This window comes from Stenotrophomonas sp. Steno-Z4, assembly GCF_056393145.1.
On record NZ_JBWJPC010000001.1, the window covers coordinates 1362311 to 1381668 of the forward strand.

Consider the following 19358-nt stretch of genomic DNA (forward strand, 5'->3'; position numbering starts at 1 on the left):
CACGGGCGCTCAGTGCGGTGCGTCGTGCGGTGGCGGGCGGAACAGCGGCGAGATCAACCAGACCAGGCCGATGCCGAACAGCAGGGTGAGACCGAACGCGCGCAGCGCCGGCGTGGCCGACAGGCCCAACAGGCCGAACGACAGCCAGGTGCTGGCCGCGCCGACGCAGACCGCCAGCCAGGCGCTGGCATCGCCGCGGTGTTCGATCAGGAAGATGCCGTAATCGATGCCCATGCCGAGCAGCAGCATCAACGCCAATACATTGAACAGCTGCAGCGGCTGCCCGAACAGGCCGAGCAGGCCCAGGGTCAGCGCGCCGGCCACCAGCGTGGGAGCGAACACGCGCCATGCCTGCGCGCGGTAGCGCCAGTACAGCACCGCGAACACCAGCACGATGCCCACCAGCAGCAGCGCGCTCATCAGCTTGCGGTAGTGCTTGAGCAGCGCGGAGAAATCGGCGGTGCGGTCGACCCAGCGCACGCCGTCGATGCCCTTGGCCTGCGCTTCCAGCAGCGTCAGCGCATCGGCGCGGGAGAGGTCATCGACCATCACCACCGAGGCCATGCCCTTGCCCACTTCGCCCAGCCACAGGTGGCGGAACGGCATGGCGGCGGGCGACGCCAGGAACGCCTCGGCCTGCAGGTCCTGCGCCGCGTAGTCCGGGCGCTGCAGGCTTTCACCGACCGTTTCGCCGACGGCAGCCAGTACCTGCGGCTCGACCCGCGCGGTCAGCGCGGCATCGGCGTGCTGGCGCTGTACCGACGGCAGCCACTCGCTGATCGCGCGGTAGCCGCCGATCTGCTTGTTCGCCGAGAGCACGCGCAGGCGCTCGATCAGCGCTTCTTCGCGTTCCAGCACCTGTTCGGCGTTGTCGCCCTGCACCAGGTAGAACTGCGCAGGGCTGGGCATGCCCAGCATCTGGCTGATGCGGATCTGCTGGTTGATCAGCGACATCGGCGAGGACTGCAGGCTGCGCAGGTTGTCGTCCGCGGTCAGGCGCAGCATGCCAAGGCCCGACAGCACCACCACCGCACCCAGGAACAACCCGACCGGGCGGCGCCCGTGCAGGCGCGGCCAGCGCTCAAGCGTGGCGCCCAGCCAGCGCGCGAAGCGGGTACTGCGGATTTCGCCGCCATCCAGCCACGGGAACCAGAAGATCACGGTCAGGAACGCACCGGCCAGGCCCACAACGGAGAACAGCGCCATCTGGCGCAGGCCGGGGAACGGCGCCAGGCCCAGCGCGAGATAGGCCAGCGCGCTGGTCACCAGGGCCAGCCACAGGCCGGGCAGCAGGTGCCGCAGCAGTTTCCAGCGGCGGTCGGCCGGCTCGGCCTGGCGTGAGGCGAACCAGTGGATGCCGTAATCCTCGGCGACGCCGACCAGCGAGGCGCCGAACACCAGGGTCAGCACGTGCACCTTGCCGAACACCAGCACGGTCACCGCCAGCGCCACGCCGCAGCCGATCAGCAGCGAGGCGGCCACCAGCAGGATCGGGCGCAGCGAACGGAATGCAAGCCACACCAGCAGCAGCACCGCCGCCAGCGAACCCCAGCCGATGGTGTTGATTTCCCAGTTGGCCTGCACCGCGGCGGCCTCGGCGTGCAGCGGCACGCCGGCGCGCAGTACTTCCAGGCCGGGGGCGTGCTTCGCCGCAGCGGCGGTGGCGGCATCGAGCAGCAGGTCGATATGGCGCTCACCATCGAGCTGGAACGCGGAACCCAGCGTTTGGTACTGGATGACCGACCAGTGCTTGCCGTCGGCCTCGAGCAGGCCGTCGTCGCCCATGCGCAGGCCGGAGGCGGCAGCCCGCTCCTGCCACCACTGCGGCCACAGCGACAGCGGGTCCTGCCGCCATTCGGTCAGGCGCGGCGCGCCCATCGGGCCGTACAACGCGGCCAGCGCGGATTCGGACAGGCTTTCGGCGGACTCATCCTGCAGGCGCTGGCGCTGCTGCCCGGTCAGCAGGCGGTCGCGGTACGGCGCGTAGAACGCGCGCGCCTGGTCGAACCAGCCTTCGATCGAGCCGCTTTCCTGCAACAACGCCTTGCCCTGCGGATCGTCGCGCAGGCGCTGGCGGAAGGCCTGCTCGGCGGCCTTGGTGGCCGCGCCGTCGGTGCTGCCGAGCAGCACCACGATCTGCCGTGCATTCGCATCGGCGATGCGCCGGGTTACATCGGACAGCAGGCGGTCGTGCGCATCCTGCGGCAGCAGCGCCAGGATGTCAGTGTCGATCCGCGATTCCTTCGACCACAGCTGCCATTGCTGCACGCCCAGCCCGACCAGCACCAGCAGCCACGCCACCGCCAGCCAGCGCCATGCACGCTGCAGCCGGCCGTTCTCGCGCCAGGCCGAATTCAACGACTCATTCAAACCGGCGGTCCTCGTCGGCGCTGAGCTGCGCCGGGGTCTCGCCCAGGGCGGTGAAGTGGATGCGGGTGACATCCTGGTTCGCTTCGGTGATCTGCACCTCGCGCACGTAACGGTCGCCGCTCAGTTCGAGCGCGCTGAACACCTTGGCCAGCATCGGCGAGCGCGGGGTAAGGTGCATGCGCCAGCCGTTGTCGGGCAGCGCGTCGACCTTCACCGTGAACTGCGCGGACAGCGCCTGCGCATCGCCGCTCATGAGCGCGAACATGATCGCGTTGACCGAGCGCATCGCCGGCTGCTGGCGACCATCCAGCTCGACCCGGCTGCTGCCATCGCGCTGGCGGCTGAGGATGCGGTCGCGGGTGACCACCACTTCGGAGGGAAACGGCTTGAGCGTGGTCCAGATCACGCCACGGTCCTGGGCCAGCACGAAGCGGCCCTGGGAGCGCAGCGGATTCTTGAAGCCGGAAACCTGCTTGTCCTGGCTGAATTCGCCGCGCAGCACGTTGACCTTGGCCACGCGCTGCTTGACCAGGTTCACGCTGGCGGCCGGCGCCGCGAGCACGGGGCTGGCCACGGCCAGCAACACCAGCACGCCCAGCGTGCGCAGGAAACGGATCATGGCACCTGTACTCCCAGCCGTTCCCAGAGCACCGACGGGCACAGGTACAGCATTTCGTTGGTGGCCGCGTCGACCGCGACCTGGATGGTGTGGGCACGGGTGAGCACCTGCCCGCTGTCGGCGTCGAAGATCTCGTAGGCGATCTTCAGGCGGTTTTCCCACTCGGTGATGGTGGCGCGCACGCGCAGCGCCTGGCCGTACAGCAGCGGACGGATGTACTTCACCCGCGCGTCGACCACCGGCCAGATGTAGCCGGAATCGCGCATCTGCGGGTAGTCGTAGTCATGGCGCTGCAGCAGCGCGCAGCGCGCCACTTCGAAGTACTTGAAGTAGTTTCCGTGCCACACCACGTGCATCGGATCGCAGTCGTGGAAGGTCGGCGACAGCGCGACCTCGAAGCTCAGGTCAGGGACGGTCATACAGGCTCCAGCGCTGGCTGCGGATATCGTCGAGCAGGCTGCGCAGCTCGCCGTCCAGGGCGCGGTCTTCTTCCACCAGCGCGATGCGTCCGCACAGGTCCTGGTACATGGCGGCCAGGTCGCCGTGCAGGGTGGCGTTCATGCCGACCCGCTCGCGCAGGGCCACGCCCTGGCGTGCGGCGATCAGCATGCCGGCCACCACCTGTTCGGTCAGCTCGATCACGCGCAGGCAGTCGCGCGCGGCGATGGTGCCCATGCTGACCTTGTCCTGGTTGTGGCATTCGGTGGAACGCGAGAACACCGAGGCCGGCATGGTCTGCTTGAGCGCTTCGGCGGTCCACGCCGAGACGCTGATCTGCAGCGCCTTCAGGCCGTGGTTGATCGCCGCACGCTCACCGGTGGAAGCCGACAGGTTGGCCGGCAGGCCGTGGTTGAAGCGCGCGTCCACCACCAGTGCCAACTGGCGGTCGAGCAGATCGGCCAGGTTGGCGATGGTGTTCTTCAGCGCATCCATCGCGAAGGCGATGTGGCCACCGTAGAAGTGGCCGCCGTGCAGGATGCGCTCGCCATCGGCGTCGATCAGCGGGTTGTCGTTGGCGCTGTTGAGTTCGGTTTCGATGAACTGGCGCAGGAACGGCAGCGCATCCTGCACCACGCCGATCACGTGCGGGGCGCAGCGCAGCGAGTAGCGGTCCTGCAGGCGCTGTTCGTTGCGGGGCGGGCGGTCGCTGTGCAGGTCGTCGCGCAGGCGCGCGGCGATCTGCATCTGGCCCGGATGTGGCTTGGCGGCGAACAGCATTTCATCGAAATGGTGCGCGTTGCCGTCGCTGGCCAGCACATTGAAGGCGGTCAAGCGGGTGGCCAGCTTGGTGAGATAGTCAGCTCTGTCGTAGGCCAGGCAGGCCAGCGCGGTCATCACCGCGGTGCCGTTCATGATCGCCAGGCCTTCCTTCGGCCGCAGCCGCAGCGGGGCCATGCCGATCTCGGCCAGTACCTCGGCGGCCGGGCGGCGTGCGCCCTGGTACATCACCTCGCGTTCGCCGCAGAGCACGGCGGCCACGTAGGACAGCGGAGTGAGGTCACCACTGGCGCCGACCGATCCTTCGGCCGGAATCAGCGGCAGCACGTCGTGGCGCAGGAGCGTGGCCAGACCCTGCAGCAGCGGACGGCTCACGCCCGACATGCCACGCACCAGCGAGGCCAGGCGCGCGGCGATGACCGCACGGGTCTCCTGTTCGTCCAGGAAGCGGCCCAGGCCACAGCCGTGGTAGGTGAACAGATGGTGCGGCAGTTCGGCAACCAGTGCCGGTGGAATGTTGACCGTGCACGAATCGCCGTAGCCGGTGGTCACGCCGTAGATCACCCCGTCCTCGCGCAGCAGGCGATCGAGGAAATCGGCGCCGCGCTGGATGCGCCCGGTGAATGCCGGGTCGTCGCTGACCACGGCGTCGGCCTGGCGCTGCGAGAGCGCGACCACGTCTTCAATGGTCAGCGGCGCATCGCCGAAGCGGAGCGTCCGGGTCGGGGTGGAGCCTGCATTACGTGCCATGAGATGCCTGATCCCAGAAGGGGAAGAAGTTGAACCAGTCCAAGGGGGCTTCGGTGACCTGGCGTTCCAGCCACCGGGCGAAATGTTCGGCCTGCGCGGTCAGCGCGGCATCGCGAGAACCGCGTGGCAGGGTGATGCAGTCGCTGAAGTGCTCGAAGCGCACCCGGTAACCGTTGCCTTCGTGCAGGCAGGCCATGGTGTACACCGGGCAGGCCAGCGCCGAGGCGAGTACATAGGCGCCGATCGGGAACTGGGCGGTATGGCCCAGGAACGGTGCCGGCACGGTGCGCCCGCCGCGCAGCGGCACGCGGTCGCCGACGATGGCCACGAATCCGCCGGCCTGCACGCGGCGCTGCAGCTCCACGGCCGTAGCCGGACCCATGTCGGTGACCTGCATCAGTTCGACCGAGGCCAGCGGATCCAGCCGCTGCATGAGCCGGTTGAAGCGCTGCGCATGTGCGGTGTGCACCAGCACGGTGATGTGGAAGCCGGGCACCTGCTCGGCCAGCACTTGGCACAGCTCCAGGCAGCCGATGTGCGCGGTGAGGATCAGCCCGCCTTCGCGGCGTGCGATCTTTTCCAGCATCAGGTCGCGCTGCAGCCGGATGCGCTCGGGCGGATAGCGCCCGCCCAGGCCCAGCAGCTTGTCCAGCAGCGTGTCGGCGAACAGCGCGAAGTGTTTCAGGCTGGTCCAGCGCCCCGGCGTACCGCCGAGCACCCCGGTATGCGCCTGCAGCCGCTGCAGGTACTGCAGCGAGGCGCGGCGCGCCACGCCGTTGCTCAACCAATGGCACAGCACCACCGGGTATGCGCACAGGCGGAACGGCCAGCGTCCGAACCAGCGGTGCACCCAGCACAGGAACAGCACCCCGGCGGCCGAGGTGGTCTCGCCCAGGTCGGCCCAGTGCGGGGCGTTGGCCGGTGCCGGTGCGTTCATGCCGCCGCGGTTCCTGCGACGCGGCGCCAAAGCAGGCGCGGGGCGCGCCGCAGCATGCCGAAGAAAAGGCGGGTGTGCATGCGGCTGATGCGCACGTTGTCGCGCCACACATCGAAGTGCGAGACGCCATCGCTGGGATAGGTCACCCGGGTGGGCAGGCTGATCACCTGCACGCCACGCCAGAACAGCCGCACCAGGATCTCGCTGTCGAAATCCATGCGCCGGCCGATGGTTTCCTCGCCCACCAGGCGGGTGACCGGCGCCAGCGGATACAGCCGGAAACCGCACATTGAATCGCGGATCTGCAGCGACAGCGTATTGATCCAGACCCAGATATGGGTGGCATAGCGCCCGTACAGGCGTGCCTTGGGCACGCTGTCGTCGTAGACCGGAATGCCGCAGATCACCGCCTGCGGGTGCTGCGTGGCCAGGGCCACGAAGCGCGGAATATCGGCCGGGTCGTGCTGGCCGTCGGCATCGATCTGCAGCACGTGGGCATGCCCACGCCGCGCCGCTTCAGCGAAGCCGGCCAGCATCGCGCCGCCCTTGCCCTGGTTCACCGCCAGGCGCAGCAGGCTGACCTGGTCCGGGTGTGCCTGCGCCAACGCCTGCAGCACCTGCGCGCAGGCCGGGTGCGAGCCATCATCCACCAGCAGGCACGGCAGGCCACTGGCACGCACGCCCTGCACCACCGCGCCGATGGCGTGTTCGTGGTCGTAGACGGGAATCACCACCAGCGGCTCAAGCATCGCCAAACACCACCCGCCCGCTGGCATGCACGCCGTGGTCGGAGACATAGCGGAAGCTCAGCACCGATTTCAGCGCATCCCAGCCCAACGTCAGCTGCAGTCGGTCGCCCGGCCGCGCCACGTGCTGGAACTTCAGGGCGTCCATCCGCTCGAAACGCGGCGGCATGGCGAAGGCTTCGCGCGCGTAATGGATCGCCCAGTCCAGCTGGACCACCCCGGGCAGGATCTTCGCCTGCGGGAAGTGGCCATCGAAGGCGACCAGGTCCGGTTCGAGCGGGAGCACCAGCACGGCGGCATCCGCGGCGCGCTGCTGCCACTGTGCCACCGGCAGCAGCGGCCGGAACAACGCTTCCAGCGCGGCGGCGGTGATCTTGCCCTGCGCGTTGTACGGCAGTTCGTCGATGAAGCGCCAGCGCCGCGGGCGGGTCACCGCATCATGGCTGTGGGCCAGGTGCGCACCCAGCGCCTGCGACAGCTGGCGGCGCTGTGCATCGGTCCACTGCGCCACGCCACCGTTGTGCGGCACCACCACGGCGGCAAGCTGTTCGCGTGCGCCCTGCAGCACCAGCACGCGCACGTCCTGTACCTGCGGGTGCGCGCGCAGCTGCTGTTCCAGCGCGTCGAGCGAGACCCGGCGTTCTTCGATCTTGACGATGCGGTCGGCGCGCCCGAGCAGGCGGAAGCTGCGCCCGGCATCGGCCTCCACGCGGTCCTGGGTCTGCCACCAGGCGTCGTCGACCAGGTGCGGCGAGGACACGGCCAGGCAGCCTTCCTCGATCCGCCAGGACACGCCCGGCAGCGGGTGCCACTGCGGCTGTTCGGCGCTCCATTGGCGCCAGGCGATGCCGCCGGTTTCGCTGCTGCCGAACACTTCGGTGGGTGCCACGCCAAGCAGCGCGCGGGCCTGCAGCGCGGCCTCGCTGGGCAGCGGGCCGCCAGAGGAAAACACCGCGCGCAGCTGGCCGCTCAGCGATGACCAGTCCAGCTGTTCGGGCAGGCGCTTGAGATGGGCCGGGGTGGCGACCAGCACCGAGGGCTGGTGCGCCAGCGCGCTGACCAGGTCTTCATGGAAGAAGCGGCGCGGCTGGATCGCGCGGCCGGCCGCCAATGGCCACAGCACGCGGAACAGCAGGCCGTAGATGTGCTGGTGCGAGACCGTGCCGTGTACCTGCGCGCCATCGAGCTGCGCACCGAACGCGGCCTGCAGCGCATCCACCTCGCGGGTCAGCTGGCGCATGCGCTTGCTGATCGCGCTGGGCGCGCCGGTGCTGCCGGAGGTGAACACCACCAGTTCCAGCGCGTCTTCGTCCAGCACGGCCAGCTCGGCCTGAGGGTCGGCGGCGTCGCGCGGCTGCAGCGGCGCGAAATGCGCCGGCACGTCACCGGCGAAGCCGGCCACGCGCGGGGCCAGCCCGTCCAGGGTGGCCGGCAGGTTGTCGCCGCCCAGGTACACCCGTTTGCCCGCGTGCCAGGCGCCGAACAGCGCGGCGGCGAAGTCCAGGGTGTCGTCGAAATAGAGCGCCCAGTCGCGGCCGGGCGCGGCGGCGAAGGCCTGCTGCCAGCCGATGACCCGGGTGCGGAACAGCGGGTGCGCCACGGCACTGCCCGCCGCATCGATGCCGACGATGCGTTCGGCCCGGGGCAGCTGCGCCAACCGGTCCAGCGCGATCCACTCAGCCATGCGCGTGTGCCGCCTTCACCCGCCGCCGCACCAGCCATTCACCACCAAACAGGACACCCATCATCACGTACGCCAACAATCCGTTGTAGAGCGCCCAGACCTGGTTGGAGGCCCAGAACGCCGTGAGCAGGGCCAGGCCCCCGTTGAGAACAAAAAAGCCGCACCACACCTGGGTGACACGGCGGGTATAGACCACGGCGAACGGCGGCAGTTCCGGCTCGGTCAAGCGCGCCAGCCGCTCCACCGCGCTGGGCGGGAAACGCAGGCTGGTGGCAAAGATCACCAGCATCACCGCATTGACCAGCGCCGGGTACAGCTTCAACGGCAGCGCCTGGTTGAACGCGGTGGCCAGCAGGGCCAGCACGCCGGCGCCGATCGCGGCGGCCCACCACACCGGCTGGCGGGTGGTCAGTGCGCGCAGCGCGGCCAGGGCGAACAGCAGCAGGGCCATCCAGCGCGGCTCGAAGCGTCCCAGCGAGAGATACACCACCAACGGGTACGCCAGCGACAGCACTGCAAACGCCGCGACGCGTACCCGGACCATGGTCGATCTTCAGCGGCGGCCGTCAGGCGGCCGCTTGCCCGGGCAGCAGCCCATGCACCACATCGACGATGTCCTGCACGGTGCGGACCGCCTTGAAGGCTTCCGGCTGCAGGTTGCGGCCGAGCAGCGGCTTGAGCTGCACGATCAGGTCCACGGCATCGATGCTGTCGATGTCCAGGTCGTCGTACAGGCGGGCCTGGGGCGTGATGCGCACCGGTTCGATCTCAAAGCTGTCCTTGAGGATCTTGACGATGCGATCGAAAAGTTCGTTCTTGGTCATGGCAAATCCTGAGACGCCGTTAAGACTGCTGGCGTGCGGCGACAAACTCGCCAAGGGCACGCACGCTGGAAAAATGGCGACGGGTCTCTTCCGAGTCGGCGGACAGGCTGACACCGTACTTTTTCTGCAGGGCCAAACCAAGTTCAAGCGCGTCGATCGAATCCAGGCCCAGCCCCTCCACGAACAGGGGTGCGGCGGCGTCGATGTCGTCCGGAGTGATGTCTTCCAATGAAAGCGATGAAATGATCAATTCCTTGATCTCGTGCTCAAGTGCCTGCACGGCTTGGTTCTCCAGCGAAGTCAAAGTAGTGGGCAAGGTGATCGGTCACGCGCCGGGCCGCCAAGGCATCCCCCCTGGGCGTATCGTCGGCCCCGGTCAGGAACGGGGCGATCGGGAGATCTTCCCCGACTTCCAGCTGAACGTGAAAACGCCGTGATGGCACACGATACCATTTCTGGCCCTTGGTCAGGGTAGGCGGGGTGCAGGTGATCCTGACCGGGGTAATGTCCAGCCGGCCCCGGACGGCAATGTTGGCGGCGCCGCGCTGCAGCCGCAGCGGCTGTCCCGGGACAGTGCGGGTGCCCTCCGGGAAGATCACCAGGTTGCCCCCGGCCTTGACGGCGGCGATGCAGTCATCGATCAGCCCCGCCCCGTCGCTATTGGCCACGTAGCCGGCCGCGCGGACCGGGCCGCGCATGAAGGGGCTGCAGGCGACAGCCTGCTTCACGACGCAGTCGGCGTTGGGCAGCTGGGCGATCAGCAGCACCACGTCGATCAGGGTGGGATGGTTGGCCAGGATCAGCAGACCGTTGCGCTGCAGGCGTTCCGCGCCCCGGATCTCGTACGTCATCACCCCCAGCCAGCGCATCAGCGCGACATGGCTGGCGAAACTGAATTGGACCAGCCGGCGCGCCAGGGTGCGCCGCCGGGCCGTGTGACGGACCAGCAGCAGCAGCGGAAACAGCAGCCCACCCAGCAGCAGCCCGCCGATCCCGAAGGCGGCGAAACTGACGCCGGTGCCGACCACGCGCCAGGCGTGGTCGAGGCGGGCGCGCCAGCGCTCAGCCATGACGCTGCCAGGACCACTGCTGGCCATCGGCCTGGAACTGCAGCGCCGGCTCGCCAGACAGCAGGAAGCGCAGCGCGTCCAGGCTGTGCGGCAGCGCGCCGGGCGGGCTGTCCTGCCCGCCCCGGCCCCAGCCCAGCGACAGCCGGGTGCCCGGCGCATCGGCGCGGGCCAGCCGCCAGCACCAGGTGAAGAAGGGGTCAGGCTCATCGGCGAACCCGGCGTACACCGCCGGCAGCGGCGATTCGTAGGCGATCACGCGCACTTCCGGGGCGCCATCGGCGAGCAGCCCGAAGGCCTCCACGCAGGCGGCCTCCACCGTGCCCCGGCCGCCGGCCAGGGCCAGGTAGTTGCCGCGCTGGCCGCGCGCGATCGAATACAGCGCGGCCACCGCGTTGTGCACCGACAGGCCAAAGCCAGTGGGCGACATCGGGGCATCCTGGCGCAGGGTATCGAGCAGTTCCATCGAACGGGCCACGTCGCCATGCCGGGACGCGAACACCAGCGGCACCTGGCCGGCATCGTCGGGCTGTTCGCACCAGCACGCGGCCTGGATGGCCATGCGGCCCAAGCGCTCGATGCGGCGGCGTTGCATGGCCGGCACTTCCGGCAACGCGGGCGTGTCGTCGCCTTCGGGCAACGTCGGTGCGCGGGCCCACGCCTGCCAATCCGATTTCGTGGTCAGTCCCGGTGCCCAGGCCGACCAATCCACAACAGAGAACTCGATCATTCACGCCAACATGGTTATGGGCACCTGGACAGCACGAGCCTTGGCGGCAACGCGGATCGGCTCCCCCATTCCAGCCGGCCCACGCCTGTCTTCGACATCGTCCGGCGTGTTCGGCACGCCGCGAAAGGAGCGCACGCTATCATGACACCCTCGGCACTGGCAGTTTTCACAATCTGAAATGAGTAGCACGATCCACAGCGTAGCGGCCGCGCAGGTCCTTTCTCCCTCGGCAGACCCCGCGCTGTTCCGTGCGTTTTATGCCCCCGCTGCTGAACGCGATGCCGCCCTGGCCGACCCGCGCACGCTGGCCGTGTTCGGCTTTTCAACCACTGCCGCGCCCTGCGACGACCCGCGCTGGCTGCAGGTGCCGCTGGCCGAACAGGGCCCGGCGCAGGTCGAGATCTGGCAGGGCGCCAGCCCGGTGCAGCACGGCGTGCGCGGGGGCGTGCGCTGGTCGGCCAACGACACGTTGCTGTTCGGCGCGATCGAAATTGACGAGGTCGCCGGTGATATCGAGTCGGCCGCGGCAGACGCCTACGCTCGGATGAGTGGCTTTCTGGCCAACTGCGGTTTCCCGCACCTGCTGCGCACCTGGAACTACCTGGACGCGGTGACCGAAGGCGACGGCGACCAGGAACGCTACCGGCGCTTCTGCGTGGGCCGGGTGCGTGGGCTGCGCGAGCTGGACGAGGCCGCCCTGCCGGCGGCCACCTGCATTGGCCGTTTCGATGGCGTACGCCGCCTGCAGGTGTACTGGCTGGCGGCCCGCGAGGCCGGCCTGCCGCTGGAGAACCCCCGCCAGGTCAGCGCGTTCCGCTACCCGCGCCAGTACGGCCCGCAGTCACCCAGCTTCTCGCGGGCCCTCCTGCCGCCGCTGGCGACCGGCCTGCCGCTGCTGCAGTCGGGCACGGCCGCCATCGTTGGCCATGTCTCGCAGCACACCGGGTCGGTGGCCGAGCAGCTGGAAGAGACCCTGACCAACCTGCAGAGCCTGGTGGACGCCGCGCGCCTGCAAAGGCCGGGGTTGCCGGCTGCGCTGGGCGCGGAATCCGTGTTGAAGGTGTATGTGCGCCGGGCCGAGGACATGCCGGCGGTTGCAGCGCGAATGGCCGACCTGCCGGGCAGCCCTGCCTTCGTGGTGCTGCACGCCGAGGTGTGCCGCGCCGAATTGCTGGTCGAGATCGAAGGCCTGCACGGGTGACGCGCGTGACGACCAACGGTCGTCACCTACCGCGTATCGCTTGGCCAGGGATGTGCCGCGTTTCGGCCGGGCCGGGGATGTGCCCCGAATCGTCCGTTCCGGGATGTACCGCATGCCGGTAGGTGACGACCGTTGGTCGTCACCCGGACCCGGTCAATGGTATCCGGCGTCCGCGCGCACCTTGCCGCGGAATACGCGGTACGACCACGCCGTGTAGCCCAGGATCACCGGCAGCAGCACCACCAGCCCGACCAGGCTGAAGCCCATCGACGAGGCCGGCGCCGCCGCCTGCCACAGGGTCATGCTGGGCGGCAGCAGGTAGGGCCACATGCCCAGCACCAGCCCGATGAAGCCGAGCACGAACAGCGCCAGCGTCAGCAGGAACGGCGGCAGGTCGCGGCGCGGGTGCATGGCGCTGCGCCACAGCGCCACCGCCACGCCCAGGGTGAGCAGCGGCACCGGCGACAGCCACCAGAAGTTGCCGTCGCTGAACCAGCGCGCCATCAGGCGCGAATCCAGAAACGGCAGCCACGCACTCACCAGCCCCATGAACACGATCACCGCCACCACCAGCGGCCGGGTCAGGGTGCGCGCGAAGGTCTGCTCGCGGCCTTCGGTCTTCAGGATCAGCCAGGTACTGCCCAGCAACGCATAGCCGAACACCACCGCCGCGCCGGTCAGCATCGAGAATGGGCTGAACCAACCGAACGGCCCGCCCACGTACTGCCCGTCCACCACCTGCAGGCCCTGCACCAGCGCACCCAGGATCACGCCCTGGGCGAACGCGGCCAGCACCGAGCCCAGCCCGAAGGCCACGCTCCACAGCCGCCGCGAACGGTGCGCCTTGAAGCGGAATTCAAACGCCACCCCGCGGAACACCAGCGCCACCACCAGCAGCAGCACCGGCAGGTACAGCGCCGACAGCAGCGCCGCATAGGCCTTGGGGAAGGCGGCCATCAGCCCCGCCCCGCCCAGCACCAGCCAGGTTTCGTTGCCGTCCCAGATCGGGGCGGCGGTGTTCATCATCACGTCGAGCTGTTCTTCATCCTCGGCCATCGGCGCGAGGATGCCGATGCCCAGCACGAAGCCATCCAGCACCACGTACATCAGCACGCCAAAGCCGATCACCGCGAACCATGCCACCGGCAGCCAGGTCGTCATCTCCATGTCAGCGCTCCTCCAGCGGCTCGTCGGCACCGGACAGCGGCCGCGCCGGGGTGTGGCTGCCGTCTTCGATCGGCGGTTGCTGGTCGTGCGGCTTGGGCCCGGTACGGATGATCTTGACCAGGTACCAGATACCCCAGCCGAACACGAACGCGTAGCCGACGACGTACACGCCCAGCGACAGCGCGGTCATCCACGCGCTCTGCGGGCCCACCGCATCGGCGGTGCGCAGCACACCGTACACCACCCACGGCTGGCGGCCCATTTCGGTGACGAACCAGCCCGACACCAGCGCGATGAAGCCGCTGGGCAGCATCCAGTTCCAGCCGCGCACCAGCCAGCGCGATTCCAGCAGGCGGCCGCGCCACCACTGGAAGGCCGAAGCCCAGGCCAGCAGCAGCATCAGCGTGCCCAGCCCGACCATGATGCGGAAGGCGAAGAACACCGGCACCACCGGCGGCCGCTCGCTGGCCGGCACGGAAGTGAGCGGATCGAAGGTCCCGTCCAGTGAATGGGTCAGGATCAGGCTGCCCAGGCGCGGGATGGCGATCTCGAAGTCGTTGCGCTCGGCCTTCTCGTTGGGCACCGCGAACACCACCAGCGGCACGCCTTCGCCCTCGCCTTCGGCATGCCAGTGCGCTTCCACCGCCGCGATCTTCATCGGCTGGTGCTTGAGGGTGTTCAGGCCGTGCATGTCACCCACGAAAATCTGCACCGGTACCGTGAGCGCGGCGAACGCCACCGCGGCCAGCAGCATGGTGCGCCCGGCTTCAACGTGCTTGCCCTTGCGCAGGTACCACGCGCCCACCCCGCCGATCACGAAGCAGGTGGTGATGAACGAGCCCAGCGCCATGTGCGCCAGCCGGTACGGGAAGGAGGGGTTGAACACCACCTGCCACCAGTCCTGCGGCACCACGATGCCATCGATGATGGCGTGCCCGGCCGGGGTCTGCAGCCAGCTGTTGGACGAGAGGATCCAGAAGGTAGACACCAGCGTGCCCAGCGCCACCATGCAGGTGGACAGGAAATGCAGGCGCGGCGAGACCTTGCCCCAGCCGAACATCATCACGCCCAGGAAGCTGGCCTCCAGGAAGAACGCGGTGAGCACTTCATAGGTGAGCAGCGGCCCGATCACGCTGCCGGCCACCTGGCTCAGCCGCGGCCAGTTGGTGCCGAACTGGAAGGCCATGACGATGCCACTGACCACGCCCATGCCGAAGGACACCGCGAAGATCTTCTGCCAGAAGAAGTACAGCTCGCGCCAGATCGGCTTCTTCGTGCGCAGCCACTGGCCCTCGACGAAGGCCAGCCAGCTGGCCGTGCCGATGGTGAAGGCCGGAAACAGCACATGGAAACTGATGACGAACCCGAACTGGATCCGCGACAACAACAACGCGTCCACGCGACGCCTCCGCAGCATTCTCTGGAATCCGCACCAGTCTGGGCCGATTTCCGTGAAGAGGGCATGCGACCCGGTGACGCGCTGCTTCACTTTGTCGCAGGCACGGTAGGTATCGACCGTTGGTCGATACGGTGGGGCCGGCGCCAGGAGCCCGGCGCGGTGCGCCGACGCACGACCAACGATCATGGCGCGCATGGCCCATGACCTGTGGCCCCCTCGCCGAAGGCCCGGCGCTGCTACGCTTGGCGGGTTTTCCTTCACGGTGCTGCCCGCAATGCCCAGAACGCTGCCCTTGTCCCTGCTGCTGCTCGCCGCCCTCGGCGGCGCGGCCCACGCGGCACCGACGCCGATCACCATCGAACAGGCCATGGCCGACCCGGACTGGATCGGTCCGCCGGTCGAGAGCGCCTGGTGGTCGTGGAACAGCCAGCAGGTGGAGTACCAGCTCAAGCGCACCGGCAGCCCGGTCCGCGATACCTTCCGCCAGCCGGTCAACGGCGGTACCGCCACCCAGGTCGCCGATGACCAGCGCGGCAGCCTGGACGTGGACGCACCGGTGTACGACAGCGCCCGCCAGCGCAGCGTGTTCGTGCGCAACGGCGACGTGTTCCTGCGCGACCTGCGCAGCGGCGCGCTGACCCAGCTCACCCGCAGCACCGAGAAGGCCAGCGCGGTCAATTTCGCCCGCGACGGCGGGGTGATCTGGCGCACCGGCCAGAACTGGTTCCACTGGACCGCCGCCGGCGGCGTGCAGCAGGTGGCCAGCCTGAAGGCCGAAAAGAACCCCGACGACGCCCCGAAGGCCGACGTGCTGCGCGACCAGCAGCTGCGCACCCTGGCCACGCTGCGCAACGACCGCGCCCAGCGCGACGCACTGAAGGAGCAGGAAGCCAGCTGGCGCCGCGCCGACAGCACCCGCGCGCCGGGCCCGGTGTACCTGGGCGCCGATGTGGAGATCGTCGACAGCGCGCTGTCGCCCGATACCCGCAGCCTGATCGTGGTGACCAAGCCGAAGAGCTTTGACGAAGGCCGCGGCGGCAAGATGCCCAAGTACGTGACCGAATCGGGCTACGAGGAGTTCGAGGACACCCGTACCCGCGTGGGCCGCAACGACCCGGAACCGAACGCGCTGTGGCTGGTCGACGCCGTCACTGGCACGGTCAAGCCGCTGTCGCTGGACAGCCTGCCGGGCATCGGCACCGACCCGCTGGCCGCGCTGCGCAAGGCCGCCGGCAAGGACGCGCTGAAGGGCAGCCGCCCGGTGCAGGTGCTGGGTGGACCCGGCGCGCCGGGCATCCGCTGGAGCAATGACGGCCAGCAGGCCGCGATCCTGCTGCGCGCCAACGACAACAAGGACCGCTGGATCGCCAGCGTCAGCCCGGCCGAGGCCAGGCTGCAGACCCGCCACCGCCTCACCGACGCGGCGTGGATCAACTGGAGCTTCAACGATTTCGGCTGGTCCAACGACAACCGCACGCTGTGGCTGCTGTCCGAAGAGTCCGGCTACTCGCACCTGTACACCCAGCAGGGCACGGCCAAGCCGCAGGCGCTGACCGGTGGCAAGTGGGAAACCTCGATGCCGGTGCCCAGCGCCGATGGCCGTGGCTTCTACGTGCTGTGCAACCAGCAGGCCCCCGGCGACTACGAGGTGTGCGCGGTGGATACCGCTTCGCGCCAGGTGCGTGAGCTGACCTCGCTCAACGGCGTGGAAGACTTCTCGCTGTCCCCGGACGGCCAGCAGCTGCTGGTGCGCTACTCCGGCGCCTACCTGCCGGCGCAGCTGGCGGTGGTGCCCACCGCGGGCGGCCAGGCCAAGGTGCTGACCGACACCCGCACTGCCGCCTTCAAGGCCCGCCAGTGGATCCAGCCCAAGCTGGTGCAGGTGCCTTCGAAGCACGGCGCGGGCGTGGTCTGGGCCAAGTACTACGGCCCGGAGAACCTGGAGCCGGGCAGGAAGTACCCGATCGCCATGTTCGTGCACGGCGCCGGTTACCTGCAGAACGTGCACCAGCGCTACCCGGCCTACTTCCGCGAGCAGATGTTCCACAACCTGCTGGTGCAGCAGGGCTACGTGGTGCTGGACATGGATTACCGCGGCAGCGAGGGCTACGGGCGCGACTGGCGCACGGCGATCTACCGCAACATGGGCCACCCGGAGCTGGGAGACTACAAGGACGGCCTGGACTGGCTGGTGGCCACCCAGCAGGGTGACCGCGACCATGCCGGCATCTACGGCGGCTCCTACGGCGGCTTCATGACCTTCATGGCGCTGTTCCGTTCGCCGGGCACCTTCAAGGCCGGCGCCGCGCTGCGCCCGGTGGTGGATTGGCACCAGTACAACCACGGCTACACCGCCAACATCCTCAACACCCCGGACATCGACCCGGAGGCCTACCGCGTCTCCTCGCCGATCGAATATGCCGAGGGCCTGCAGGACCACCTGCTGATCGCGCACGGGATGATGGACGACAACGTGTTCTTCCAGGACTCGGTCAACCTCACCCAGAAGCTGATCGAGCTGCACAAGGACAACTGGAGCATCGCGCCCTACCCGCTGGAACGCCACGGCTACGTGCGCGCCGATTCCTGGCTGGACCAGTACAAGCGCATCCTCAAGCTGTTCGAAGAGAACCTGAAGTGAGCCACGACGCGGCGACGATACGGATCGTCGCCGCGGTCATCACCGATGCCGCCCGGCGCGTGCTGGTGGTGCGCAAGCACGGCTCGGCAGTGTTCATCCAGCCGGGCGGCAAGCCCGAGCCGGGCGAGGCACCGCTGGCCGCGCTGGCGCGCGAGCTGGACGAGGAACTGGGCGTGCAGCTGGACCCGGCCACGGCGGTGCCGCTGGGTGCCTACAGCGACTGGGCGGTGCATGAAACCGGCTGCCGGGTGCACGCCGAGGCCTGGTGGGTACAGGTGCTGGGCACCCCACAGGCACGGGCGGAGATCGCCGAACTGGCCTGGGTGCCGTTGCAGCCACCACACGGGCGCCGCTTGGCACCGTTGAGCGAAGACCATATCCTGCCGGCGGCCGCGCGCGTGATCGCGCCGGGCTGACCCCACCGCACACTGCCAGGACACCGGATGTCTTCGATTACGCCCCCGCTGCTGCCCGTTGCCCACCCGCGCCCGAAGGGGGATGGCACCCCGACCTTCCTTGCCCCGCTGGCCAAGTCGGTGTTGGTGGTGTGCATCGTGTCGGCGGTGTGCTGGGCCGGTGGCGCGGTGCTCGCCGCGCTGCTCGCCCAGTCGGCCTGGTTGAAGGACCTGCTCGACGGCGCCGACCTGTCCTGGATGCCGTCGTCGCTGCGCTGGTTCGGGCGGCATGCGGTCGCGGTGAACGTGGGCATGCTGGTCCTTTCCCTGGTGGGGGCTGCGGCATGCTGGGGCCTGCTGCGGCGCAACCGCTGGGCACTGTGGACCTTCATCGTGCTGCTGGTGGTCACCGCGCTGCTGAACTTCGTCGGTGCGTGGGTGATCGACGAGGTATTCCGCCAGCTGATCGTGCACCTGCCGCCGCACGCAGACGCCGATGCCGGCCAGCTGCGCCGCGACCTGCAGATGCAGCGCGTGATCTACACCGGCCTGACCGTGCTCACCGCGCTGGCGTTCGCCGCACTGCACGCCTGGCTGGTGGCCCGCGTGCTGCGGCCGGACGTGCGGCGATGGTTCGCCGCAAAGGCCCCGTAGACCGAGGCCTGCCTCGCTGCCCTGCGGTAAAGTAGTCGCATGAACGAATTCGAGCGCGTACGCAGCTACCTGACCGACCTGCAGGACCGCATCTGCGGCGCGGTCGAAACCGCCGACGGCCAGGCCCGCTTCACCGAAGATCTCTGGCAGCGCCCCGAGGGCGGCGGTGGCCGTACCCGCATCCTGCGCGATGGCGCGGTGTTCGAGCAGGCCGGTATCGGCTTCTCCGACGTCTCCGGCACGCGTCTGCCGCCGTCGGCCTCGGCAAACCGGCCGGAGCTGGCCGGCGCCTCGTGGCGCGCCACCGGCGTGTCGCTGGTGTTCCACCCGCTCAATCCGTACCTGCCCACCACCCACGCCAACGTGCGCTACTTCAGCGCCGAGCGTGATGGGCAGCAGGTGGCGTCCTGGTTCGGCGGCGGTTTCGACCTGACCCCGTTCTACCCGTTCGACGAGGACGTGCAGCAGTGGCACCAGGCCGCCCACGACCTGTGCGCCCCGTTCGGCGAAGAACGCTATGCGGCACACAAGCGCTGGTGCGACGAGTATTTCTTCCTGCGCCACCGCAATGAAACGCGCGGTGTGGGCGGGCTGTTCTTCGACGACCTGCACGGCGACTTCGAACGCGACTTCGCCTACCTGCGCGCGGTGGGTGATGGCTTTCTGCAGGCGTACCTGCCGATCGTGGAACGCCGCAAGCACACCCCGTACGGCGAACGCGAACGCGAGTTCCAGCTGTACCGGCGGGGCCGGTACGTGGAGTTCAACCTGGTGTACGACCGCGGCACGCTGTTCGGGCTGCAGAGCGGCGGGCGCAGCGAAAGCATCCTGATGAGCCTGCCGCCGCGCGTGCGCTGGGAGTACGGGTTCCAGCCCGAGGCCGGCAGCGCCGAAGCGCGTCTGGGCGATTACCTGGTGCCGCGCGACTGGGTGGCGGGCGCGTAGCGCGGGCGGGT

19 protein-coding genes are annotated in these 19358 nt (G+C 69.0%); 5 read left to right on the plus strand and 14 right to left on the minus strand.

All coding sequences use genetic code 11. The features are described 5' to 3' along the window. Window positions 1-9: 9 nt before the first annotated feature. The 12 genes from AC06E7_RS06040 to AC06E7_RS06095 are packed head-to-tail and all read right to left on the minus strand — an operon-like array spanning window position 10 to window position 10945. The gene (locus AC06E7_RS06040) at window positions 10-2442 is read right to left on the minus strand and encodes an MMPL family transporter (RefSeq protein ID WP_478063504.1); all 2433 of its coding nucleotides are present in this window, start codon (window positions 2440-2442) and stop codon (window positions 10-12) included. Next, the gene (locus AC06E7_RS06045; RefSeq protein ID WP_320457722.1) at window positions 2363-2989 is read right to left on the minus strand and encodes a LolA family protein; all 627 of its coding nucleotides are present in this window, start codon (window positions 2987-2989) and stop codon (window positions 2363-2365) included. Before AC06E7_RS06045 ends, AC06E7_RS06040 begins: the two co-directional genes overlap by 80 nt. Further along, window positions 2986-3408, minus strand: a complete 423-nt coding sequence (locus AC06E7_RS06050) for an acyl-CoA thioesterase (RefSeq protein ID WP_068854452.1) — start codon at window positions 3406-3408, stop codon at window positions 2986-2988. Before AC06E7_RS06050 ends, AC06E7_RS06045 begins: the two co-directional genes overlap by 4 nt. Then, on the minus strand, window positions 3395-4957 hold the full coding sequence (locus AC06E7_RS06055; protein WP_478063506.1) for an HAL/PAL/TAL family ammonia-lyase: 1563 nt from the start codon (window positions 4955-4957) through the stop codon (window positions 3395-3397). The genes AC06E7_RS06050 and AC06E7_RS06055 overlap by 14 nt, the downstream gene beginning before the upstream one ends. Next, the gene (locus AC06E7_RS06060; RefSeq protein WP_478063508.1) at window positions 4947-5894 is read right to left on the minus strand and encodes an LpxL/LpxP family acyltransferase; all 948 of its coding nucleotides are present in this window, start codon (window positions 5892-5894) and stop codon (window positions 4947-4949) included. Before AC06E7_RS06060 ends, AC06E7_RS06055 begins: the two co-directional genes overlap by 11 nt. Next, complete coding sequence (locus AC06E7_RS06065; protein ID WP_478063510.1) at window positions 5891-6643, minus strand: glycosyltransferase family 2 protein; 753 nt, start codon at window positions 6641-6643, stop codon at window positions 5891-5893. The genes AC06E7_RS06060 and AC06E7_RS06065 overlap by 4 nt, the downstream gene beginning before the upstream one ends. Then, window positions 6636-8324: an ApeI family dehydratase gene (locus tag AC06E7_RS06070; protein WP_478063512.1), complete on the minus strand. Its 1689-nt coding sequence runs from the start codon at window positions 8322-8324 to the stop codon at window positions 6636-6638. The genes AC06E7_RS06065 and AC06E7_RS06070 overlap by 8 nt, the downstream gene beginning before the upstream one ends. After that, window positions 8317-8868 carry a COG4648 family protein gene (locus AC06E7_RS06075; protein ID WP_210131347.1) on the minus strand — a complete coding sequence of 184 codons (552 nt, stop codon included), beginning with the start codon at window positions 8866-8868 and terminating at the stop codon, window positions 8317-8319. Before AC06E7_RS06075 ends, AC06E7_RS06070 begins: the two co-directional genes overlap by 8 nt. 22 nt (window positions 8869-8890) lie before the next feature. Beyond that, window positions 8891-9148, minus strand: a complete 258-nt coding sequence (locus AC06E7_RS06080; RefSeq protein ID WP_068854458.1) for an acyl carrier protein — start codon at window positions 9146-9148, stop codon at window positions 8891-8893. A gap of 19 nt (window positions 9149-9167) precedes the next feature. Then, complete coding sequence (locus tag AC06E7_RS06085) at window positions 9168-9428, minus strand: phosphopantetheine-binding protein (RefSeq protein ID WP_068854459.1); 261 nt, start codon at window positions 9426-9428, stop codon at window positions 9168-9170. Beyond that, window positions 9415-10218 (minus strand): lysophospholipid acyltransferase family protein, encoded by an 804-nt coding sequence (locus tag AC06E7_RS06090; RefSeq protein ID WP_320457717.1) that lies wholly within the window; start codon window positions 10216-10218, stop codon window positions 9415-9417. The genes AC06E7_RS06085 and AC06E7_RS06090 overlap by 14 nt, the downstream gene beginning before the upstream one ends. Beyond that, window positions 10211-10945, minus strand: a complete 735-nt coding sequence (locus AC06E7_RS06095) for a beta-ketoacyl synthase chain length factor (RefSeq protein WP_478063515.1) — start codon at window positions 10943-10945, stop codon at window positions 10211-10213. Before AC06E7_RS06095 ends, AC06E7_RS06090 begins: the two co-directional genes overlap by 8 nt. Before the next feature lie 178 nt (window positions 10946-11123). Between AC06E7_RS06095 and AC06E7_RS06100 the strand changes: the two genes are divergently transcribed. Continuing rightward, window positions 11124-12146, plus strand: a complete 1023-nt coding sequence (locus AC06E7_RS06100) for a chorismate transformation FkbO/Hyg5 family protein (RefSeq protein WP_478063517.1) — start codon at window positions 11124-11126, stop codon at window positions 12144-12146. 153 nt (window positions 12147-12299) lie between these two features. Here AC06E7_RS06100 and cydB read toward each other — a convergent pair whose 3' ends face one another. After that, the gene (gene cydB / locus AC06E7_RS06105; RefSeq protein ID WP_068854461.1) at window positions 12300-13313 is read right to left on the minus strand and encodes a cytochrome d ubiquinol oxidase subunit II; all 1014 of its coding nucleotides are present in this window, start codon (window positions 13311-13313) and stop codon (window positions 12300-12302) included. A 1-nt stretch (window position 13314) separates the two neighbouring features. Next, window positions 13315-14712, minus strand: a complete 1398-nt coding sequence (locus tag AC06E7_RS06110) for a cytochrome ubiquinol oxidase subunit I (protein WP_320458058.1) — start codon at window positions 14710-14712, stop codon at window positions 13315-13317. A gap of 274 nt (window positions 14713-14986) precedes the next feature. On the opposite strand from AC06E7_RS06110, the gene AC06E7_RS06115 reads away from it, so the two are divergent. From AC06E7_RS06115 to hemF, 4 genes are read left to right on the plus strand one after another with little or no spacing between them, the layout of a single operon-like run. Then, entirely contained in the window at window positions 14987-17353 is a 2367-nt protein-coding gene (locus AC06E7_RS06115; RefSeq protein WP_478063519.1) for a S9 family peptidase, read from the plus strand. Beyond that, a complete protein-coding gene (locus AC06E7_RS06120; RefSeq protein WP_307105582.1) occupies window positions 17350-17769 on the plus strand; it encodes an NUDIX hydrolase in 420 nt (139 codons plus the stop codon). The genes AC06E7_RS06115 and AC06E7_RS06120 overlap by 4 nt, the downstream gene beginning before the upstream one ends. A 27-nt stretch (window positions 17770-17796) precedes the next feature. Continuing rightward, window positions 17797-18402: a tetraspanin family protein gene (locus tag AC06E7_RS06125; RefSeq protein WP_068847817.1), complete on the plus strand. Its 606-nt coding sequence runs from the start codon at window positions 17797-17799 to the stop codon at window positions 18400-18402. Between the two features lie 39 nt (window positions 18403-18441). Continuing rightward, a complete protein-coding gene (hemF, locus tag AC06E7_RS06130; RefSeq protein ID WP_478063522.1) occupies window positions 18442-19347 on the plus strand; it encodes an oxygen-dependent coproporphyrinogen oxidase in 906 nt (301 codons plus the stop codon). Window positions 19348-19358 lie beyond the last annotated feature (11 nt).